At 62.3% G+C, this 21,556-nt stretch carries 18 protein-coding genes, 1 tRNA gene and 1 other RNA gene; 10 read left to right on the forward strand and 10 right to left on the reverse strand.

The window, feature by feature from the left end:
• Positions 1-45: 45 nt before the first annotated feature.
• From CXY74_RS11960 to aceE, 3 genes are all read right to left on the reverse strand, one after another.
• The gene (locus CXY74_RS11960; RefSeq protein WP_233193385.1) at positions 46-1,443 is read right to left on the reverse strand and encodes an amino acid permease; all 1,398 of its coding nucleotides are present in this window, start codon (positions 1,441-1,443) and stop codon (positions 46-48) included.
• Between the two features lie 292 nt (positions 1,444-1,735).
• Positions 1,736-2,899 carry a CdaR family transcriptional regulator gene (locus CXY74_RS11965; protein WP_199183220.1) on the reverse strand — a complete coding sequence of 388 codons (1,164 nt, stop codon included), beginning with the start codon at positions 2,897-2,899 and terminating at the stop codon, positions 1,736-1,738.
• A 48-nt stretch (positions 2,900-2,947) separates the two neighbouring features.
• Positions 2,948-5,674, reverse strand: coding sequence for a pyruvate dehydrogenase (acetyl-transferring), homodimeric type (gene aceE, locus CXY74_RS11970; RefSeq protein WP_104200640.1), 2,727 nt, complete (start codon positions 5,672-5,674; stop codon positions 2,948-2,950).
• 269 nt (positions 5,675-5,943) lie between these two features.
• On the opposite strand from aceE, the gene CXY74_RS11975 reads away from it, so the two are divergent.
• The 6 genes from CXY74_RS11975 (at position 5,944) to rnpB (ending at position 9,402) form a co-directional block, all read left to right on the forward strand.
• Positions 5,944-6,414: a peroxiredoxin gene (locus CXY74_RS11975; protein WP_104200641.1), complete on the forward strand. Its 471-nt coding sequence runs from the start codon at positions 5,944-5,946 to the stop codon at positions 6,412-6,414.
• A 68-nt stretch (positions 6,415-6,482) separates the two neighbouring features.
• Positions 6,483-6,555: transfer RNA gene (locus CXY74_RS11980), tRNA-Val, on the forward strand.
• A 360-nt stretch (positions 6,556-6,915) separates the two neighbouring features.
• Positions 6,916-7,251: a hypothetical protein gene (locus CXY74_RS11985; RefSeq protein WP_104200642.1), complete on the forward strand. Its 336-nt coding sequence runs from the start codon at positions 6,916-6,918 to the stop codon at positions 7,249-7,251.
• 80 nt (positions 7,252-7,331) lie between these two features.
• On the forward strand, positions 7,332-8,150 hold the full coding sequence (locus CXY74_RS11990) for a Nif3-like dinuclear metal center hexameric protein (protein ID WP_104200643.1): 819 nt from the start codon (positions 7,332-7,334) through the stop codon (positions 8,148-8,150).
• A 72-nt stretch (positions 8,151-8,222) separates the two neighbouring features.
• A complete protein-coding gene (locus CXY74_RS11995) occupies positions 8,223-8,960 on the forward strand; it encodes a zinc ribbon domain-containing protein (RefSeq protein ID WP_104200644.1) in 738 nt (245 codons plus the stop codon).
• Positions 8,961-9,007: 47 nt separating this feature from the next.
• An RNA gene (gene rnpB / locus CXY74_RS12000) (RNase P RNA component class A) lies at positions 9,008-9,402 on the forward strand.
• Between the two features lie 85 nt (positions 9,403-9,487).
• On the opposite strand, the gene ppgK is transcribed toward rnpB, so the two are convergent.
• Together ppgK and map are read right to left on the reverse strand one after the other, a co-directional pair.
• A complete protein-coding gene (ppgK, locus tag CXY74_RS12005; RefSeq protein ID WP_104200645.1) occupies positions 9,488-10,246 on the reverse strand; it encodes a polyphosphate--glucose phosphotransferase in 759 nt (252 codons plus the stop codon).
• 31 nt (positions 10,247-10,277) lie between these two features.
• Positions 10,278-11,141 carry a type I methionyl aminopeptidase gene (gene map / locus CXY74_RS12010; RefSeq protein ID WP_104198080.1) on the reverse strand — a complete coding sequence of 288 codons (864 nt, stop codon included), beginning with the start codon at positions 11,139-11,141 and terminating at the stop codon, positions 10,278-10,280.
• Positions 11,142-11,153: 12 nt separating this feature from the next.
• Here map and CXY74_RS12015 point away from each other — a divergent pair, with 12 nt between their 5' ends.
• Positions 11,154-11,342 (forward strand): SPOR domain-containing protein, encoded by a 189-nt coding sequence (locus CXY74_RS12015; RefSeq protein WP_104129190.1) that lies wholly within the window; start codon positions 11,154-11,156, stop codon positions 11,340-11,342.
• Positions 11,343-11,356: 14 nt separating this feature from the next.
• On the opposite strand, the gene panB is transcribed toward CXY74_RS12015, so the two are convergent.
• The gene (gene panB, locus CXY74_RS12020) at positions 11,357-12,235 is read right to left on the reverse strand and encodes a 3-methyl-2-oxobutanoate hydroxymethyltransferase (protein WP_104200646.1); all 879 of its coding nucleotides are present in this window, start codon (positions 12,233-12,235) and stop codon (positions 11,357-11,359) included.
• 115 nt (positions 12,236-12,350) lie between these two features.
• Between panB and CXY74_RS12025 the strand changes: the two genes are divergently transcribed.
• Positions 12,351-13,688: a glutamine synthetase family protein gene (locus CXY74_RS12025; protein WP_092108031.1), complete on the forward strand. Its 1,338-nt coding sequence runs from the start codon at positions 12,351-12,353 to the stop codon at positions 13,686-13,688.
• 38 nt (positions 13,689-13,726) lie between these two features.
• On the forward strand, positions 13,727-16,822 hold the full coding sequence (locus CXY74_RS12030) for a bifunctional [glutamine synthetase] adenylyltransferase/[glutamine synthetase]-adenylyl-L-tyrosine phosphorylase (protein WP_104200647.1): 3,096 nt from the start codon (positions 13,727-13,729) through the stop codon (positions 16,820-16,822).
• Positions 16,823-16,929: 107 nt separating this feature from the next.
• Here CXY74_RS12030 and glnA read toward each other — a convergent pair whose 3' ends face one another.
• Complete coding sequence (gene glnA / locus CXY74_RS12035) at positions 16,930-18,354, reverse strand: type I glutamate--ammonia ligase (protein WP_104200648.1); 1,425 nt, start codon at positions 18,352-18,354, stop codon at positions 16,930-16,932.
• 144 nt (positions 18,355-18,498) lie between these two features.
• Here glnA and CXY74_RS12040 point away from each other — a divergent pair, with 144 nt between their 5' ends.
• A complete protein-coding gene (locus CXY74_RS12040) occupies positions 18,499-18,927 on the forward strand; it encodes an RDD family protein (protein WP_104200649.1) in 429 nt (142 codons plus the stop codon).
• Positions 18,928-18,990: 63 nt separating this feature from the next.
• On the opposite strand, the gene CXY74_RS12045 is transcribed toward CXY74_RS12040, so the two are convergent.
• From CXY74_RS12045 to lipB, 3 genes are read right to left on the reverse strand one after another with little or no spacing between them, the layout of a single operon-like run.
• On the reverse strand, positions 18,991-19,698 hold the full coding sequence (locus CXY74_RS12045; RefSeq protein ID WP_104200650.1) for a DUF4191 domain-containing protein: 708 nt from the start codon (positions 19,696-19,698) through the stop codon (positions 18,991-18,993).
• A 47-nt stretch (positions 19,699-19,745) separates the two neighbouring features.
• On the reverse strand, positions 19,746-20,735 hold the full coding sequence (gene lipA / locus CXY74_RS12050; protein WP_104200651.1) for a lipoyl synthase: 990 nt from the start codon (positions 20,733-20,735) through the stop codon (positions 19,746-19,748).
• Entirely contained in the window at positions 20,732-21,412 is a 681-nt protein-coding gene (lipB, locus tag CXY74_RS12055) for a lipoyl(octanoyl) transferase LipB (RefSeq protein ID WP_104200652.1), read from the reverse strand. Before lipB ends, lipA begins: the two co-directional genes overlap by 4 nt.
• Positions 21,413-21,556 lie beyond the last annotated feature (144 nt).

Consider the following 21,556-nt stretch of genomic DNA (forward strand, 5'->3'; position numbering starts at 1 on the left):
TGTAGATTCCTGCAGGCTGAGTCCTCGGGGAGGGATTTCGATTTCTTAGCTCGTGATCGATGGCGGGATCATTCCCGGGCCTGGGTTCGATTCAGAATGCGCCGCGCCGACCCTCGTTTGGGCGTCGGCTACGCCGCTCGCTCCACGCCCACCCCGGTACCGCCACAAACCTACGCCCACGAGCAGCCCCGCCAGCAGGAGGGACAGCGCGAGCGACTCGCGCGTTGCCGGGATGATCAACATGCCCACAAGCAGGGCGAGGATGCTGAGGATGGCGAACCAGGTGAGGTACGGGAACAACCACATTTTGAGCGAGAGCGCCCTGGCGGCATCCGGTCCCATGCGGCAACGCAGGATCAGCTGCGAAGCCGCAATCACGAGCCAGACGAACAAGGCGATGGCGCCGGAGGTGTTCACCAGGAACAGGAATACGGTGTCTGGGGCAAGGTAGTTGAGACCGACGGTCACAAACCCAACGATGGTCGAAGCGAGCACGGCGCTGCGCGGCACCCCACGGGCCGAGATCTTTCCCCAGGAACGGGGAGCGTCGCCGCGGGTGGAGAGCGAAAATAACATTCGGCTCGCGGTGTAGAGGCCGGAGTTGAGGCAGGACAGCACGGAAGTGAGCACGATCACGTCCATGATCGTGCCTGCACCGGGAATCCCGTAAAGCTCGATGGCCGCCACGTACGGACTCTTCGCTACGGAGGCACTGTCCCAGGGCAGCAGGGTGACGACAATGGCGATCGAGCCGATGTAGAAGATCAGGATTCGCCACACGGTGGACCTCACGGCCTGACGAACAGCGGCCACGGGGTTTTGCGATTCCCCAGCGGCGATGGTCGCAATCTCGGCTCCGAAGAAGGAGAAGACGACCACGAGCACTCCACCGAGTATCGCTCCCGCTCCGTTGGGGAAGAATCCGCCGCGATTGGTGAGGTTGTCGAGGCCGGGCGCAGACACACCGGGCATGAAGCCGAGGATGGCCACGATGCCCAGCACCAGGAAGACCACAATGGCCGCTACCTTGATGGAAGCGAACCAAAATTCAAACTCCCCAAACGATTTTACCGAGGCCACGTTCGTGAGGGTGAGTAGCACCATGAGCAGAAGAGCCCATACCCATTGATCGACCTCGGGTACCCAACGATGCACGATCGCCGCGCCCGCGGTCGCCTCGATCCCGAGGACGATGATCCAAAACCAGGCATAGAGCCAGCCGATGCTGAACCCGGCCCAGCGGCCGAGAGCCCGGTCGGCGTAGGCCGAGAACGATCCGGTCTCCGGGCTCGCCGCCGCCATCTCGCCGAGCATCCGCATCACCAGAATAACCACGAGGCCCGCGGCAGCGTAGGCCATAAGAATTCCGGGGCCGGCCTGCTGGATCGCCGCTCCGGAACCCACAAACAGGCCTGCTCCGATGACTCCCGCGATCGCGATCATCGACAGGTGACGGGGTTTGAGGCTGCGTGTCAGTTCGCCGGCCTGTGGAGCGACGCTGGCGGCTCCAGTCGGTTTTGCAGCACCTTCGGTCGCGGATTTCGGGGATGGCGGCATGACACGCTCCAAGTCTGAATAGGGCAGCTCTGATCTCCCGCGAGACAAGTGATGGCCATGGCAACGGCTGCCGGTGTAGCGACGGGGCCCACCAAGTCGTTTCTGAAGCTAAGAGGAACGTCACGAAGGGTGACGACCGAATCGCACTTTATGCCCCAGGCCACGAAATCGCGCACCTTCATGATCGGCGGCGGCTGGACCCATCATGGTCGCTGATCGAACCGATGATCAGCGCGGACTGCAAAATGAGGGCCTCGCGGGCTCCCGTGGCGTCGTAGCCGATGACTTCAGACACTCGTTTCAGTCGATACCGCACGGTGTTGGGGTGCACGAATAATTCGCGCGCGGTTGCCTCGAGCGAGCGGCCGTTGTCGAGGTAGCACCACAGAGTGGTGAGCAGCTCGGTGGAGTGCGCTTGCAGGGGCCGATAGATGCGATGGATGAGTGTGGCGCGAGCGAGCGGATCCCCGGCGAGGGCGCGCTCGGGGAGCAGATCGTCGGCCTGCACTGGCCGTGGAGCGTTGCGCCATGAGCGAGCGACGGCGAAACCCGCTAGCGCCGCTTTGGCACTCTTTGACGCGTCCACGAGGTTGGGAACCTCGTGGCCCAGCACCAGGTGCCCAGGGCCGAAGATCGGCTCTAATTGCATGGCGATCTCCATAAAAGTGAGGGCTGCGGCCGTGCCGACGTCGTCGCTGTCCGCCGGGGCGGGGCGTGCGCGACCGATCACGAGCACGAGGCGGTTCCCCTGTACGCCGATGAGTACGTCGGCGGCCATGTGCCGGGCGGCCCGGCGCAGTTGGTCGACGTCGAGCATCTGCGGGGTAGTGCCGACCAGGACGCAGACTTCACCGTGGCCGTGCCAACCGAGGGCGGCGATCCGGCTGGGCAGTTCGTCGTCATATTCACCACTGAGAATGGAATCCACAACGAGAGCTTCGAGCCGCGCGTCCCAGAGGCCGCGTGCCTCAGCGGCACGCGCATAGACATCTGCTGCTCCGAAGGCGATCTCTCGCGAATAGAGCAGAATCGCCTCGCGGAGGGCCTCGCCACCGTCCTTGACGCGCTCCTCGACGACCTCAACCGTCACGCGGATCAGTTGCAGCGTCTGCTGCAGACTCACCGAGCGCAGCAACTCTCGCGGGGCAGCACCGAAGACGTCCGCGGCGATCCACGGCGTTGACCGTGGATCGTCGAACCAGGAAATGAAACTCGTGATCCCGGCCTGGGCGACCAGGCCGACGGCGGACCGGCGTCCTGGTGGCATGTCGCCATACCAGGACAGGGTGTCTTCGAGTCGTTTGAGCGTCTGAGTCGACAGTTCACCAGAGATGGTGCGCAACCAGTTGAGAGTCTGTTCTTTGGTTTTGGGCGCCGGTGCCACGGTTTCTTAGCTCTCGCCCCCGGCAGAGCCGGTGGTGCCCGCGCTCACATCGTGCAGGCGGTACTTGGCGATCGCCTGGCCCGCGAGGCTGCGGTCTACTTCGCCGCGACGAGCCAGCAGCTCCAGGGTGCGCACGACCATCGAGGGACCGTCGATCTTGAAGAATCGGCGTGCCGCCGGACGGGTGTCCGAGAAGCCGAAGCTGTCGGCACCGAGCGTCGCGAAGTCGCCCGGAACAAACTGCCGAATCTGATCTGGAACGGCGTGCATGAAGTCAGACACGGCGACGAAGGGGCCGGCAGCGCCCTGGAGCTTCGTGGTGACATACGGGATACGGGGCTCATCGTCGGGGTTGAGAAAGTTGTGCTCCTCAGCGGCCAGACCATTGCGGCGCAGTTCGGTCCACGAGGTGACCGACCAGACGTCGGCCGAGACACCCCAGTCATCGGCGAGCAGCTGCGCAGCTTCCAGTGCCCACGGTACGGAGACGCCGGAGGCGAGCAACTGCGCCTTTGGTCCGGCGACAACGGATGCGCTAACCCGGTGAATACCGTGCAGGATCCCGTCCACATCGACATCGGCGGGCTCGACCGGTTGTACGGCTGGCTCGTTGTAGACCGTGACGTAGTACATGACGTTCGGGTCAGTGTGGGTGCCGCCGTACATACGCTCAAGTCCGGCGCGCACGATGTGGCCGATCTCGTACCCGTATGCCGGGTCGTAGGAGACGACGGCCGGGTTGGTCGATGCCAGCAGTGGCGAGTGACCGTCGGCGTGCTGCAGACCTTCCCCGGTCAGCGTCGTGCGCCCGGCCGTGGCACCGACGATGAACCCGCGGCTCATCTGGTCGCCAGCGGCCCACAAAGCGTCGCCGGTGCGCTGGAAACCGAACATGGAGTAGAACACGTAAACCGGAATGAGCGGTTCGCCCTGCGTGGAATACGACGTACCCACATTGGTGAAAGCGGCGGCGGCGCCGGCTTCGTTGATGCCGACGTGCAGAATCTGGCCCTGCGGGCTCTCCTTGTAGGCAAGCAGCTGGGCGTGGTCGACCGAGGTGTAGTGCTGGCCGTTGGGGTTGTAGATCTTCGCGTTGGGGAAGAACGCGTCGATGCCGAAGGTGCGAGCCTCGTCGGGGATGATTGGAACGATGCGGTTTCCAAAGTCCTTGGCGCGCAACAGCTCCTTGAGCAGACGCACGAACGCCATGGTCGTGGCGATCTCCTGGGTTCCCGACCCTTTCTTGGCGACGGCGTAGGTTTCATCGCCGGGCAGGTTGAGCTTGGTGTGGGTGGTGCGTCGCTCTGGCAGGTAGCCGCCGAGCGCACGCCGTCGCTCGTGCATGTACTCGATCGCCTCGTCCTTGTCGCCGGGGGTGTAGTACGGCGGCAGGTACGGGTTTTCCTCGAGCTGGGCATCCGTGATCGGCACGTGCATGCTGTCTCGGAACGACTTGAGGTTGTCGAGGGTCATCTTCTTCATCTGGTGGGTCGCGTTGCGGCCCTCGAAGCTGGGACCGAGGCCGTAGCCCTTGACCGTTTTCGCGAGGATGACGGTCGGCTGGCCGGTGTGCTCGGACGCCGCTTTGAACGCGGCGTAGACCTTGCGGTAGTCGTGTCCACCGCGCTTGAGGTTCCAGACCTCGTCGTCACTCAGGTGCTCGACGAGCTTGAGTGCACGCGGGTCGCGCCCGAAGAAATTCTCGCGCACGTAGGCGCCGCTTTCGGCCTTGTAGGTCTGGTAGTCACCATCGGGCGTGACGTTCATCAGGTTGACCAGGGCGCCGTCTACGTCGTTCTTGAGCAGGTTGTCCCACTCCCGGCCCCAGACCACCTTGATGACGTTCCAGCCGGCACCACGGAAGAAGCTCTCAAGCTCCTGGATGATCTTGCCGTTACCGCGCACCGGTCCGTCTAGGCGCTGAAGGTTGCAGTTGATGACGAAGTTGAGGTTGTCGAGGCCCTCGTTGGCGGCGACCTGCAACTGGCCGCGGCTTTCCACCTCATCCATTTCACCGTCGCCGAGGAATGCCCAGACCTGCTGGTCACTGGCATCCTTGATGCCCCGGTTGGTCAGGTAGCGATTGAGCTGCGCCTGATAGATCGCATTGATCGGGCCGAGACCCATGGAGACGGTGGGGAACTGCCAGAATTCCGGCATGAGGCGCGGGTGCGGATATGACGAGATGCCATCGGGGGCGTGCGATTTTTCCTGACGGAAACCGTCGAGCTGGTTCTCGGTCAGCCGGCCCTCGAGAAAGGCACGCGCGTAGGTGCCGGGGGAGGCGTGGCCCTGAATGAAGATCTGGTCGCCACCGCCCGGGTGATCCTGACCGCGGAAGAAGTGGTTGAAACCCACTTCATACAGGGCAGCGGAGGACGCGTAGGTGGAGATATGGCCACCCACGGCAATGCCGGGGCGCTGCGCGCGGTGCACCAGAACGGCAGCGTTCCAGCGAATCCACGCCCGATAGCGACGCTCGATATCTTCGTCACCCGGAAAGTCGGGTTCGTTCTCCGGGGCGATGGTGTTGATGTAGTCCGTCGTCGGAACCATGGGAACGCCCAGATGAAGCTCTTTCGACCGCTTCAAGAGGCTCAACATGATCTCGCGGCCGCGCTCGTGGCCGTGTTCGGCAACGAGCGAATCGAGGGATTGCGACCACTCCGCCGTTTCCTCCGGATCGGAGTCGGCATTGTTCGTCGAGTACGGGTCCTGGTCGTTGACCGTCACAGTCGACCTCTCTCTGGGGATTATGCAGCGATGGTGCTCCGGGGGCAATCTCTTCCACCACGAGGGCACGTGCCGGAAGTAAGCAGGTTGGATTGCAACCGGTGGCACCACATAAGCCTACAGATTTCACTCGATGTCCGCGTACGGGGTGCCACGGCCGAAAACTCACCCGGGTAAGCGGGGCGGTCTGTGAAACCACGCACGTTGCCGGGCTAGAGTGTGTCACCGGCCAATCCGTGCGTCAACGACGCACCAGGGAAGGAGCATTAATGGCTCTCGAAAACGATACCCAGGCACCTGATTTCAAGCTCATCAACCAGTTCGGTGAGAGCGTGCAACTCAGTCAGTACCGAGGGATGAAATCAGTAGCGCTCGTCTTCTTTCCATTGGCATTCTCCGGAATCTGCAGCGGAGAGCTCTGTGAGTTGCGCGACAACCTCGCATTGTTCCAAGACGGCGGCGTCGAGCTGATCGGCATTTCGGTCGACTCTCGACACGCCCTGCGCGCGTTTGGTGAGCAGGAAAAATATACGTTTGACCTGGTCGCTGATTTCTGGCCCCACGGCGCGGTCGCGAAAGAATATGGCGTCTTTCTCGAGGAGAAGGGGTTCGCCAATCGCGCGACTTTCTTGATCGATCCAAGCGGTATTATCCGGGCCAGTTTTATCACCGCACCGGGCGAGGCGCGGTCGATTGACGCCTACCGGGCTGCCCTCGAACAGCTCGCACCCGTTCTGTGAACGCTCCGGGTCGCCAAACCTGCGTCGACACTGACCTATACTGAACACACCCGATCAGTGAGACGTCGGGGCCTTTAGCTCAGTTGGTAGAGCGCCACGTTTACACCGTGGATGTCATCGGTTCGAGCCCGGTAGGGCCCACATTCAGTAGATTCAGGCATCATCTGCCCTTACGACCCAGCGGGTGGAAAGCTCTGTGCGCGAGCACCGCGGTGGGCGCGTTCCAGATTTACTCCGGGGCTGAGCCAGAAATACCACCACCATTCAGGCTCGTGCGGATCTGGGTATCATTGGTACCCTGCACGAGCGCGACATTCGCTAGCGCGATATCGTTCGTCGGGCCTTACCGCCTGCACTCAGCGCATCTATGGCGCTCCACAACGTTTGAACATGCGAGATAGCTAAAGTTCCATCCCCTTGGGGTAGACCGGGCATATACTTTCAGGGCGGCCCTAGACCCCGGACGTACGTGAATTTTCCGCGAGCTTTCGAGGGGCGATCATGAAACGCATATTTCACCCTGGCGGTTCAGTAATAACCGGCAGCGATCTCGCTGATGCGGTCCTTCTCTACGCGGAGGCGCTCTGCAACCGCCGGCAAGTAGATGTCGTCGACATTCCGGTAATGGGCGATAACGGTCTCCTGCTGCGCGCCCAGTTCCTGATCGGTTCGTCGAGCCAGCTAGTGAGCGTCACGGCCGACGGCCTGTCGCCGGAGCTGGTTGAACCGGAGACCACCGATTTTCTGCACCGCAAAGCCCAAACCGGGGCCATGATCCCTGCCTCCTGGACCCGGGAAGAATCGGCTGCTGCGCAGTTCGACGAGTTCGATTACTGACCCTTTTCGTCGGACACGGAGCGTCGGGTTGTTCCGTCTCCGATCAAGCTCCAGTGCCGGTCGCCCAGTAGGCTTGACTAGTGCCATTCTTGCTAGCCGACTTCACTCGAGTCGCCCATACCCTGTGGCCCCTCGACGGTGCTGAAGACTGGGATCGGCCGGGTCTGGTCAGCGGAAATCCGTTGCGGCCGGTGCGCCGTATCCACCTCGCGGTTGATGCCACGTCCCAAACCGTCAACGAGGCCATCCAGGCCAAGGCTGACGTGCTGCTGACGCACCATCCGCTGCTCTTGCACGGCGTCACAAGCGTCGCCGAAGATCGCTACAAAGGCGCGCTGCTCAGCCGGCTCATTCGCGCCGACTGTGCATTGCTGGCCGCGCATACGAACGCTGACGTTGTCGCAGATGGCGTGTCCGACATTATTGCCACGCACCTAAAGCTGGCTGATGTGACGCCCATTTCCGAGAGCGTCGCCCCCGGCACCGGCATTGGTCGCGTGGGACGTTTGGCCCAGCCAACGACGCTGGGACACCTCGCACACACCATGCTGGCACTATTGCCGGCTACGGCGTCCGGCGTGCGTGTCGCGGGCGATTATGCCGCAGCGGTCACCACCATCGCGTTGTGTGGCGGCGCGGGCGATTCGTTACTGCGCCACTCCAGAGTCGTCACAGCGGATGTCTACATCACCTCCGACCTGCGTCATCACCCTGCCTCCGAAGCTCGAGAGCAGGCGCTCTGCGCGGGCGGTCCGGCCCTGATGGACGTGTCGCACTGGGCCAGCGAATGGCTCTGGCTGGAACCAGCTGCCGTACAGCTACGAGCGGCCCTCCCCGGGACCACTGTCACGGTGAGTGAACTGAACACCGATCCCTGGGATTTCGCCGTTGTGCATTGACTCGTGCACTAACATCCCAGTCTCTCTATTTTTTCGTACCACATCTCATTTCCAGCGTTAGGTCAGGACATCGTGAAGGCATCACCACTCCAGCAGAAGGAACTTCTGCGGCTGCAAGCCCTGGATATCAAGGTTCTTCAGATCAGCCACCAGTCAAAGTCGCTCGCGGCGCACGCCGAACTGGCCGCGCTGAATCGCGAAGCGGAAGCCAGCCGTATGAAGCTGCTCGGTCGAACGGGCGAACTAGACGACGTGCGTACCGAACTGGGACGCATCGAGAGCGACGTCGAGGTTGTCGAGAAGCGCATCAGTCGCGACACCGACCGCCTTCAACACACTTCGTCGGTCAAGGATATCCAGGCTCTCGACTCCGAAATCGCCTCGCTCAAAAAGCGTCTGTTCGACCTCGAAGAGATCGAGATCGCCGTGTTGGAGCGTCAGGAAGAGCACGAAGCGGCCGTCGCTGTCGTGGCGAAGGAACGCGATGCCATCGCCGAGCGCGTGAGTTCGACCGAGTTCGCGCGCGACGAGGTGCTCCATGACCTCACGCGCCAGCTCGGCGAACTCACCCGCGACCGAGCCGCCGTAGCCGCCACCATCCCCGATGACCTCGCGACTCTCTACGAGCGGTTGCGTATCTCCGGCCACGGCAACGCCGCAGCGCTGCTCCGAGCCCGTACCTGCAGCGGCTGCACAATGACGATCACGGGGAGCGACCTCGCCGACGTTCGCCAGGCGCCCGCCGACGACGTCATCTTCTGCCCTGACTGTGGCGCAGTGCTGGTGCGCACCGAAGAGTCCGGAATCTAATAACGGTTCGCGGCGGTCCGCTCGCCCGGTAGACTCAATCTTCGGAATGGGTCGGCAAGACGGTCGCGTCATTTGTTGGATCTTCGGATCTCACAGATGCCGAGGAACGTCCGGGCTCCACAGAGCAGGATGGTGGGTAACACCCACCCGGGGCAACCCGCGAGACAGTGCCACAGAAAGTAAACCGCCATTTGCGCCCCGCCTTCGGGTCGGGTGTGGTGGTAAGGGTGAAACGGTGGTGTAAGAGACCACCAGAGGCCAGGGTGACCTGGTCGGCTCGGTAAACCTCGTCCGGAGCAAGGTCAGACAGAAAGCGCTAAGGCTGCTCGCCGAGCTTTCGGGTAGACCGCTAGAGGGCTGCGGCAACGTAGTCACGAGATAGATGGCCGTCGACGGTGTGTGAACACCTGGACAGAACCCGGCGTACTAGCCGGCCCATTCCACCCCACCCTACCGACGAACCCGGCATCCCACCCGGGCGGGTCCGCAGCGACGCGGACCTGCCCAGATCGGGTACCGCTGTCGGACTAGCCGGGAAAGCGGGCAGCCAAAGCGGCCGCACCAAGAATTCCGGCGTTGTTGCGGTGGACAGCGGGGATGATGCGCGTCTTCAGATTGAGCAACGGCAGAAAGTTCTGGTGGTGCTTGGAGACCCCACCTCCGACGATGAACAGGTCGGGGGAGAAGAGCCGTTCAAGCGTTGAGTAATACTTCTGCAAGCGTGCGGCCCAGGTCTCCCAGCTGAGGTCGTCACGTTCCTTGGCAGAGTAGGCCGCGCGCGTCTCGTAGTCGTGCCCGTCAATCTGCAGGTGGCCCAGTTCCGTGTTGGGCACCAGGACGCCGTCGTTCAGCAGCGCTGAACCGATCCCGGTACCGAGCGTGGTCAACAGCACAACGCCAGCGACACCCGTGGCCGCACCGAACTGTGCTTCAGCGTAACCGGCAGCATCCGCGTCATTGACGAAGTGAATCGGCAGGCCGAGGCCCTTTTCGAACAGGGCTTCAGCGGCTAGGCCAATCCACTTCGACGATACGTTCGCCGCTGACATGGTGTGACCGTTCTTGACGACGGCGGGAAAACACACGCCGACCGGAACGTCGCCGACACCTTTCGAGACGGTGGAGAGCAGGGTGCGGGTTGTCTCGACGATGTCCTGCGGGCGCCCCCCTTTGGGCGTGGGCAACTTCACCCGGTCGGTCAGGAGCTCACCGGTGGCCAGGTCGACCACCGCCCCCTTGATTCCCGTGCCGCCGATGTCGATTCCAATGGCCGTCGTTGCAGTCATGAGTTGATCCTCTATCTCTTCGAAAACCGTGTCAGGCTAAGGTCAGGATCTCGGCGCCGCGCTCGGTCACCACGAGTGTGTGTTCGAATTGCGCTGTCATGCTTCGGTCGCGGGTGAGAACCGTCCAGTCATCGCTCCAGATATCCCAGTCGCTGGTTCCCAGGGTGAGCATCGGCTCGATGGTGAAGACCATGCCGACCTCCATGACCGTGTCGAACTGCGGTGCGTCATAGTGCGGGATGATGAGGCCGGAGTGAAAGGCTTCGCCAACGCCGTGCCCCGTATAGTCGCGCACAACGCCGTAGTTGAACCGCTTGGCGTAGGACGCGATGGTGCGACCAATCACATTGACCTGGCGCCCGGGGGCAACGGCTTTGATACCGCGCGCGAGCGCCTCCCTGGTGCGTTCGACCAATAGCGTCACCTCTTCGGTCGCTTCGCCCACAATGAACGTGACGTTGGTGTCGCCGTGCACTCCGTTCTTGTACGCCGTGATGTCAATGTTGACGATGTCACCATTGTCGAGCACCGTGTTATCGGGGATTCCATGGCAAATGACCTCATTCACCGAGCTGCACAGCGATTTGGGGTAGCCGCGGTAACCCAGGGTCGAAGGGTAGGCATCGTTGGCCACCAGGTAGTCATGACCGATCTGGTCCAGTTGCTCGGTGGTGACGCCGGGGACGATGGCTCGACCGACAGCGGCAATCGCCTCAGCGGCGATGCGGCCAGAGTGACGAATGAGCTCGATCTTTTCGGTCGAATAGACGTCAGAGCCGGTGAACGGGCTCGGCCCCTTCTTGCCCACGTACTCCGGACGAACGATGTGTGATGGGACGGAACGGGTCGATGACACCGTTCCCGGGATGAGGTGACCGATGGAATCCTTAGGCATAGGATCAAGCTTATGGCCGACGACAAAGAACACGCATTCTGGTACAACATGCGCACGGGTGAAGTGGAGCACGGTTTCCAGTCGCCATCGCTGGATCGCGTGGGGCCATTCGCCACCCGGGACGAGGCAGCCCATGCTCTGGAGAAACTGCGCGCCAACAGCGCCAAGTGGTCGGAAGACGACGCTCGGGACGCCCGCTAACCGTTGAGCGCGCTCTACTCGTAACTGTGCTCTGTTGCCGGGTACGCACCAGAGGCGACGTCAGCGGTGAACCGCTGCACAGCATCCGTCAGTACCGCTCGAACGTCGGCGTACTGACGCACGAACTTCGGTACTCGACCACTGGTCATGCCAGCAAAGTCCGTCCACACGAGCAGCTGCCCGTCAACGGATGGCCCCGCCCCGACCCCGATAGTCGGGATCGACAGTCGTTCCGTGACGAGGGCGGCGACGGACGCCGGTACCATCTCCAGGACAACGGCGAAGGCGCCGGCGTCCTCGACGGCGAGGGCGTCCGCGATGAGTGTCTCGGCGGCGTCTCCACGGCCCTGAATGATATGGCCACCCAAGCCGTGTTCGCTCTGCGGAGTGAATCCCACATGGCCCATCACGGGGATGCCAGCCGAGACGATGCGCCTGATCTGTTTATGGCTGCGCTGGCCGCCCTCGAGTTTCACCGCGTGCGCCTGGGCCTCTTTCATGAACCGCACGGCGGTCGAGAGGGCCTGATCCGCGCCGCTCTCATACGAACCGAACGGCATATCGGCCACGACGAAGGCACGGGTGACTGCCCGAGCAACGGCACGGGTCAGGGGGATGAGCTCATCAACCGTGACGGGGAGAGTGGTCTCGTACCCGAAGACGTTGTTTCCGGCTGAATCGCCCACCAAGAGAAAGTCGATTCCGGCCGCATCAAAAATTTGGGCAGTGAGCATGTCGTAGCTGGTCAGGCCCGTAATGGGGATCCCCTGGGCCTTCGCGTTCTGAAAGTGCCGCGTGCGTACCCGCTTGGGCCCGGAAACCGCGCTATACGGATGCTGCACGGCGGCATCGACGCCCGCCGGTTCGGGCTCTGGTGCTGTCAACTTTGGCATGCAACAAGTTTAGTCAGGCGAGCAATCATGCTCGGAGCCAGTAGCCTAGACAGCAGGTATTGAGGACGGTCGCTATTTAGGTGCGTCCCCGTTGGAGCAATCAGAAAGAGCGTGAATGGACAAGCAGCGCGACTTCGTTCTTCGGACCATCGAGGAGCGAGGAATCAAGTTCGTTCGACTCTGGTTCACCGACGTCGTCGGTACCCTGAAATCAGTGGCTATCGCACCCGCCGAAGTCGAGGGCGCATTCAACGAAGGCTTGGGGTTCGACGGCTCCGCCATTGAGGGACTCACTCGTTCTTTTGAGGCGGATGTTCTGGCACACCCGGATCCCACCACCTTTCAGATTCTGCCGTGGCGGGGAGAGGTCGACCCCACCGCCCGCATGTTCTGCGACATCACCACGCCGGACGGCCAGCCCGCCGTTGCTGATCCGCGCAACGTGCTCAAGCGCACCCTGGCCAAGGCGGCCGACCGTGGCTTCACGTTTTACACTCACCCCGAGGTGGAGTTCTACCTGCTCAAGTCGTCGAAGTACGGCAAGAACGGTCCGATTCCCGTCGACTCGGCCGGTTACTTCGACAATGTTCCCGGTGGAACCGCCCACGATTTCCGTCGCCGCTCGGTGCGCATGCTGGAAGACCTCGGTATTTCCGTTGAGTTCAGCCACCACGAGGCAGGGCCGGGCCAGAACGAAATCGACCTGCGCTATGCCGATGCTCTGACGACCGCGGACAACATCATGACTTTCCGTACCGTGGTCAAGGAAGTCGCGATCGAGCAGGGCGTCTACGCGACGTTCATGCCCAAGCCCATGTCGGAACATCCCGGATCGGGCATGCACACGCACATGTCGCTGTTCGAGGGTGACGCGAACGCGTTCTACGAGGCCGGTGCAAAATACCAGCTCTCCAAGATCGGTCGCCAGTTCATCGCCGGCCTGCTGAAGCACGCCCCCGAGATCACCGCGGTGACCAATCAATTCGTGAACTCGTACAAGCGGCTGTGGGGTGGCGATGAGGCTCCGAGCTTTGTCTGCTGGGGTCACAACAACCGCTCAGCGCTGGTGCGCGTACCGCTGTACAAGCCGAACAAGGGCCAGAGCGCCCGCGTTGAGTATCGAGCGATCGACTCCGCGGCCAACCCCTACCTCGCCTATTCCCTCATGCTGGCCGCCGGCCTCAAGGGCATCGAGGAGGGCTACGAGTTGCCGCCGGAGGCCGAAGACAATGTGTGGAGCCTCAGCGACACCGAACGTCGTGCGCTCGGATACACGCAGCTGCCGGCCAGCCTCGATCATGCTATTCAATTCATGGAGGAGTCCGAGCTCGTCGCGGAGACGCTGGGCGAACAGGTCTTCAATTATGTTCTGCTCAACAAGCGGCAGGAGTGGCGTGACTACCGGTCACAGGTCACCCCGTTCGAACTTCAAAAAAACCTGGAGATGCTCTAACTCGCCAGTGGTGTCGCTGATCGAAGGAATCGCCCGCGATGGAGCGTTTGAACTTGACCTTGACCGAACTTGTTCGGGTAGGTTTCGTTGACCTTGCCGACGTACGTGTTCGGCTCGACGAGATTGCCCAGCTCGGTGCAGGCAGCCCGCACCGAGCTTCCGGTTCAGCTGGCCGGTTGACCGATACTCGGGCATTGTTGCCGCTGCTCACGGCAACGGCAAGCCCGGATGCTGCGCTGATCGCGTTGGTCGCCCTGCTGCGGCAGGGTTCGCCTGAACTGTTCGAACTGCTCCAGTCGCCGGCTGCGACCGGGCGGCTGTTGAAAGTCGTCGGAGCGTCCAGCGGAATCACCGAATTCTTCCTCCGACATCCGGTGGAACTGACGGTTCTGGTCACGCCATTAACGGTGCTGCCGAGCGTCGACGAGCTGGTCCGCGACCTGTTGGACTCTGTCGGCGCGATCGAGGGATTCTCCCGCCTGGTCGATGATGCAGCGTGGATCGCCCTCAGGGTGCGCTACCGTCGCCGCCTGGCGCAGCTCGCCGCCTTCGACCTCGAACAGGCCGACCCGGTTGCCGGGCTGGACGGCATCGCCCGTACCCTGTCCGATCTCGCCACGGCGGCGCTCGAAGCCGCCTTAGCGGTCGCCCGTACCATGTGCAGCGGCGACACAGCCGGGCGCGTTGTCTTTGCTGCCGACCAGGTGCGCGCAACGCGCCTGGCCATTATCGGCATGGGCAAGGCCGGGGCGAGCGAGCTCAACTACGTGAGCGACGTCGACGTTATCTTCGTCGCGGACGGCGACGAATCAGCCGGTCTGGAAAGTTCTCGGGCCGTCGAGATCGCGACCCGCCTTGCCGTGCTCATCATGCGCGGCCTGGGCGAATCCGGCATTGAACCGGAGCTGTGGGAGGTCGACCCCAACCTGCGTCCGGAAGGCAAGAGCGGAGCCCTCGTACGCTCGATCGAATCCCATCTCGCCTACTATGACCGTTGGGCCAAGAGTTGGGAGTTTCAGGCGCTGCTCAAGGCCCGCACGCTGGCCGGTGACCGCGCACTCGGAGCCCGTTACATGGATGCGGTCACACCCAAGGTCTGGAGCAGCGCCGGCCGCGAGAATTTCGTCGAATCGGTACAGCGTATGCGGGAGCGCGTCACCGACAATATCCCCGACGACGAGGTAGATATTCAACTCAAGCTCGGGCCGGGCGGACTGCGCGATATCGAGTTCACGGTGCAGCTGCTTCAGCTCGTTCATGGCCAGACCGACCCTGCCGTTCGACAGGCTGGCACCCTCCCGGCGCTGGCCGCCCTGGCGACCGCCGGGTATGTGGGTCGAGCCGAAGCCACCGAGTTCGCTCAGGACTATCGCTCCTTGCGCCTGATGGAACATCGGCTGCAGCTGCAAAAACTTCGTCGTACCCACCTGGTGCCGCGCGACGAGGCAAATCTGCGGGTGCTGGCCCGTTCGACCGGTCTGGCCACCAGTGCTGCCGGACTCACCGCCCGCTGGTCGGAGACGAAACAAAGGGTGCGCGGCCTGCACGAGCGGCTTTTTTACCGTCCCCTGCTATCGGCGGTGGCGTCGCTGCCGGCCGACGGGCTGAACCTGACCAGTGCACAGGCCGAGGCTCGTCTGGCGGCCATTGGCTTTCTAAACACCAAGGGCGCTCTGGCGCACATCGCCGCTCTCTCCGGCGGAGTATCCCGGCGCGCGGCGATTCAGCGGCACCTCCTCCCCGTCCTGCTGCAGTGGCTGTCGCAGGGGGCAGACCCGGACTACGGCTTCCTAGTCTTTCGGCGTCTGAGCGACAACCTCGGTTCGACTTATTGGTTCCTGCGCATGTTGCGTGACTCCTCGGGGGCCGCCGAGCGCCTCACCAGGGTGTTGTCCGGGAGTCGTTATATCGGCGAGCTGCTGGAGAAGATCCCCGAAGCGGTGGCGTGGCTCGAAGACGAAGCCGACCTGCAGCCACGACCGCTCAGAGCACTCCAAGACGAAACCCGAGCGGTCCTTGGCCGGCATGAAAGCCCGGATGCCGCCGCGACTATTCTGCGCGCGGCAAGGCGCCGCGAGATGCTGCGACTGGCATTCGCAGCCCTTCTCGGTCAGATCGATCTCGACCAGCTGGGCCAGGGCCTGACGGATGTCAATGCGACCTACATTCAGGGCGTGATCGCTGCTATTCGTGGGGGAGATCTGCTTGTTCAGGGTGGTCCTGATGGTTCTGACGACAGCACGTCGGGCGGCGACGGCATCGAATTCGGTGTGATCGGTATGGGGCGGTTCGGCGGTGCCGAGCTCGGTTTCGGTTCCGACGCCGACGTCATGTACGTATTCCGCGCTGGTAGTCTCGACGGCGAAGCGGCCAACGACCGTGCCCGGTATATCGTGCGCGAACTCAATCGGCTCACCGAAGACGGGCGTTTGCCGCTCGATCTGGACATCGGATTACGTCCGGAAGGCAGCAACGGGCCGGTCGTGCGGTCGCTTGACTCCTATCAGGCGTACTACCGCCGTTGGTCACTCACCTGGGAAGCTCAGGCGCTCCTGCGCGGTCGGGGTGTGGCCGGCGATGGTGCGCTGCTACGAGACTTCGAGGCCGTGGCCGACGACGTGCGGTACCCCGCAGCCATTAGCGAGCAGGCTGTGCGGGAGGTTCGTCGCATCAAGGCTCGGGTCGAGAACGAACGCCTCCCGCAGGGCGCCGACCCGAACCGGCACCTGAAATTGGGGCGTGGCTCGCTCAGCGACGTGGAATGGCTGGTTCAACTGCTCCAGCTGCAGCACGGCGCGGCGATTCCGGCGCTTCGCACGACGTCCACTCTGTCGGCGTTGGACGAAGCAGTTAACGCCGCATTGATACCGGCAGCGGATGCGGCGGTGCTACGCAGCGCGTGGGTCTTTGCGTCTCGTGCTCGCTCAGCCATCACTCTCTGGACGAACCACACCTCGAATGTGTTGCCGACTGATCGTGCCGCACTCGAGGGCATCGCCCGGGTCATGGAGTACCCGCCGGGGTCGGGTAACCAGCTGGAGGACGACTACCTCGCTGTAACCCGACGTTCCCGCGCCGTATTCGAGCGCCTGTTTTACGGCCCCGTCGAACGTCCCGGGCCGAACGCCGGCTGACGATCAACACCAGGCTGACCCATCCAGTTCACTCCGCAATATAAAAGGGACCGCATCCAAAGATGCGGTCCCTTTCCAAGTGCCGTGTGGCCTCAGTGCGGTGCGGTTTAGACCCCGTAGTACAGCTCGAACTCGAACGGGTGCGGACGCTGGGCGAGCGGCTTGATCTCGTTTTCGCGCTTGTACTCGATCCAGGTCTCGATCAGTTCGGGAGTGAACACGTTTCCGGCGAGCAGAAAGTCGTGATCTGCTTCGAGGGCCTGCAGGGCTTCCTCGAGCGAGGCCGGAACCTGGGGGATGTTCTTGGCTTCCTCGGGCGGCAGCTCGTAGAGATCCTTGTCGACGGGCTCGTGCGGCTCAATACGGTTCTTGATGCCGTCGAGCCCAGCCATGAGCTGCGCGGCAAAGGCGAGATACGGGTTGCCGGATGCATCGGGAGCGCGGAACTCAAGGCGCTTGGCCTTCGGGTTGGTTCCGGTGATCGGAATGCGGATCGACGCCGAGCGGTTGCCGGCCGAGTAGACCAGGTTGACCGGGGCCTCGAATCCGGGAACAAGCCGGTGGTAGGAGTTGACCGTGGGGTTCGTGAACGCGAGTACGGCCGGGGCGTGCTTGAGCAGGCCTCCGATGTACCAGCGAGCCACGTCGGAGAGTCCGCCATAGCCGGCCTCATCGTAGAACAACGGCTTGCCATCGGCCCACAGTGATTGGTGCGTGTGCATACCGGAGCCGTTGTCGCCGAACAGTGGCTTGGGCATGAATGTTGCGGTCTTGCTCCAGTCGTGCGCCGTGTTCTTGACGATGTACTTGAATTTCAGCAGGTCATCGGCGGCGTGAACCATCGTGTCGAATCTGTAGTTGATCTCGCCCTGGCCGCCGGTGCCCACCTCGTGGTGGCTGCGTTCGAGAATGAGACCCGCTTCGATCAACTTCAGGCAGATGTCGTCGCGCATATCGACGTGCTGGTCGACCGGGCTGACCGGAAAGTACCCACCCTTGAACGGTGTCTTGTTGGCGAGGTTTCCGCCTTCTTCTTTCTTTCCGGAATTCCAGGCGCCTTCGCCGGAGTCAACGGAGTAAAAACTCGTGTGCTGGTTCACTTCGTAGCGCACATCGTCAAAGATGTAGAACTCCGCTTCGGAACCGAAAAACGCCGTGTCGCCAATGCCGGTGGAGGCGAGGTATTTCTCAGCCTTCTTAGCTACTTGGCGCGGGTCCTTGGAGTAGATCTCACCGTTACGAGGGTTGTAGATGTCGAAGAGCATGATGAGCGTCTTCTCGGTACGGAACGGGTCCAGGTACGCGGTAGACACGTCGGGAATGAGCTGCATGTCCGATTCGTGGATCGACGCGAAACCGCGGATGGACGAGCCATCGAACATTTGGCCAACGGTGAAGAATTCTTCATCGACCGTGGATGCCGGAATGTTGAAGTGCTGCTGCACACCGGGAAGATCGGTGAAACGGATGTCGAGAAACTTGACGTCATTCTCTTTGATGAATTTGAGCACTTCGGACGAATCGCGGAACATGCGGACTAACTCCAGACGACGGGGGCGTAGAAACGGCCGAATCGGACACATCGGCTCCCCTGAGATTAGTGTCGCCGCGTTACTTCTCCGTGACGCTTATGTTTCACCCATGTTACAGGGGCGGCCTCTCGGTAGACTCATCGGGTGCCAGACTCTAGCTCCCGCCCGAATACTTTTGGTCAGCTTCCGCCCAGTAAGTGGCCGGGGGAGCGGCTCGGATTACCGCGGGTCGGTCCCAGTTCTGTTGGCCGCCCGTGGCGACGGCTGTTCGGCTTCGCCATTGACTGGGCGATCGCCATCGGCGTTTCGAGGATCTTCTTCAACTACGATCCGGCCGCGAACCTGATCATCTTCGTCGTTCTGCAGATCGTTTTCATTCCCACGATCGGTGCCAGTGTCGGGCATCGTCTGGTGGGGCTACGCATCATCTCCATCCACGGCGGATGGGTTGGATTGTGGCGTCCCGTTGTGCGATCGGTGCTCCTCGGACTTGCGATCCCCGCCCTCGTCTGGGATTCGGACCAGCGTGGCTTCCATGACAAGATCGCGGGAACGGTGCTCATCCGCCGGTAACCCGGCAGGACAACAAAGGGCCAGATGCAGTTGCATCTGGCCCTTCGCTTGATCTGTGTCGGATTAGCCGCGCTGCGGACGTGCTTTCATCGGGTCGACACCCTTGGGGATGGGCAGTTTCGTACCCATGGAATTCAGACGGTTATTGACGGCGAGAACCTCGGCCTTGGTCAGAGCGGGCTTGATCCGAGTCAGGCGACGAGCGAGCTTGTGTAGCGGCACGGCATCCTCGTCGGGGCCAACAGAGATCACGGTTACGCCCACATTCCCGCCGATGCGCACGATCTTGCGCTTTTCTTCGTCGAGCATGCGAGCAGTTCGGGTTTTCGGACCCTCACTGATCAACACGACACCGCCGCGGCCGACGGCGCGATACACCGCATCCTGCGTCTTGCCGTTGACGGCTACCGGCATCTCGCTGCCGACCCACCCCCGCTTCAGCGAGCTGCGCAACACGGCCCCGACGGCGCCGGGCTGACCCTCAATCTGCGAATACGCAGCCTTCTCCGCGCGTCGTCCGAGAATGATCAGCATCGCCAGAATGCCGGCAAGCACACCGGCAACGATCCACAGCACCATCGTGAAGACGTTGCTGCCGGGAATCAACAGGGCCAGGGCCAGGCTGATCAGAACGGGTATGAGGAAGGCCAAAACCAGAATCCAAACGATGTTCGAGTCGTAGCGCCTCGTCATTTGGAAAACCTGCCACATTTGCTTCAAGCGGCCGGGCTGTTTTGGTTTTTTGGGGGTCTTTTCCTTGCTGCGTGCCATGGGTATAAGACTACCCAGTCACTCGAATGCCGCGTGACCGAATTCGATCACGACACGGCTTGGGCGAACCCGAGCTGAGCATCCGCCAGCTGGCGCAGTTCGGCGGGGATCTCCCGACCGGTCGCGACCATGGACTGGGCCCATAGTCGACCGGCGCGATAAGAAGAGCGCACGAGCGGCCCCGAGAGAACGCCGAGAAAACCGATCTCCTTGGCTTCCTCGTTGAGCTCGACGAACTCCTCTGGGCGTACCCAGCGAGCGACCGGCAGGTGCCGGGCGCTCGGGCGCAGGTACTGCGTAATGGTGATGATGTCGGTACCGGCCTCATGCAGGTCGTGGAGCGCCTGGGTGATTTCAGCTCGTTCCTCTCCCATACCGAGGATGAGGTTGGATTTTGTGATCAGGCCAGCGTTGCGTCCCTGTGTGAGCACGTCGAGCGACCGGTCATACCGAAACGCCGGGCGAATTCGCTTGAAGATGCGTGGCACGGTTTCCACGTTGTGGGCGAAGACCTCCGGTTTGGCGTCAAACACCTGAGCGAGGTGTTCCGGATTGCCGGAGAAGTCCGGCACGAGAATCTCAACACCGGTGCCCGGGCTCTGCTGGTGAATCTGGCGAATCGTCTCGGCGTAGAGCCAGGCTCCCTCATCGGGCAGATCGTCGCGGGCAACGCCGGTCACTGTGGCATAACGCAGGTTCATCGTGACAACGGATTCGCCGACGCGGCGCGGTTCGTCGACGTCGTAGTCGGCCGGTTTTCCAGTATCGATCTGGCAGAAGTCACACCGTCTGGTGCATTGTGAGCCACCGATCAAGAAGGTCGCTTCCCGGTCTTCCCAACACTCAAAAATGTTCGGGCACCCCGCCTCCTGGCACACGGTATGCAAATTCTCGCTCTTGACCAAGCCCTGCAGTTTCTGATACTCCGGCCCCATTTTGGCGACCGTCTTGATCCAGGAGGGCTTGCGTTCTATCGGTGTCTCCGCGTTACGAATTTCCAAACGCAATAATTTGCGGCCTTCGGGTACTGCGCTCATGCGTTGGTCCTGACGTTGTCGAGGCTGGCGGAGGGTGTTCTGGCTGGGTTCACACTCGCCGAACGTCGGAAGGCGGCGGTGATGGGGTCGATCAACTCGCCCGGGTCGACCGTGCGTCCCAGCACGCGCGACATGGTGGTCACACCGGCATCGCGAATGCCACAGGCGATGATGCGCGAATAGGCTTCCAGAGAGTTGCTGCAGTTGAGTGCGAAACCGTGCATTGTGACACCCTGAGCGACGCGAATTCCGATGGCAGCGATCTTGTCTTCATGGCCAGCCTTGCCGACCCAGACGCCCGAGCGTCCGGCCACCCGCACGGCGTCGATGCCGAACTCGATCAGAACCTCAATCAGTATGGCTTCGAGGGATCGAACATAGCCGACGACGTCGACGGGTTCGTGCAAGTGCACAATGGGATACCCGACCAGTTGGCCAGGTCCGTGCCAGGTAATCTTGCCACCCCGGTCGACGTCGATCACCGGCGTATCGTCGACGGGGCGTTCCTCAGGCAGGGTGCGTTTTCCGGCCGTATACACAGCGGGATGCTCCAGCAGGAGGACGGTGTCCGGTCGCTCGCGGGCGACGACAGAACGATGGACTGCGCGTTGGAGCTCTAGGCCCTCAACATACGGCACGGAGTTGGCGCTTAGCCCCGCGACGACAAAGTCGAGCATTTGCTCAGTCTAGGGGTGCAGTGGCAAATCTGCGTGCAACACGTACAGTGGGCGCGAAGCACTGGGCGGATTTTTCGACTCCTCCACAACGGCCCGGATCGTGCGCCCTGCACGGATGAGGTATGGGCGCGTCGGTCAGCCGGT

The organism is Cryobacterium sp. Y29, from assembly GCF_002929825.1.
Taxonomy (GTDB): Bacteria; Actinomycetota; Actinomycetes; order Actinomycetales; family Microbacteriaceae; genus Cryobacterium.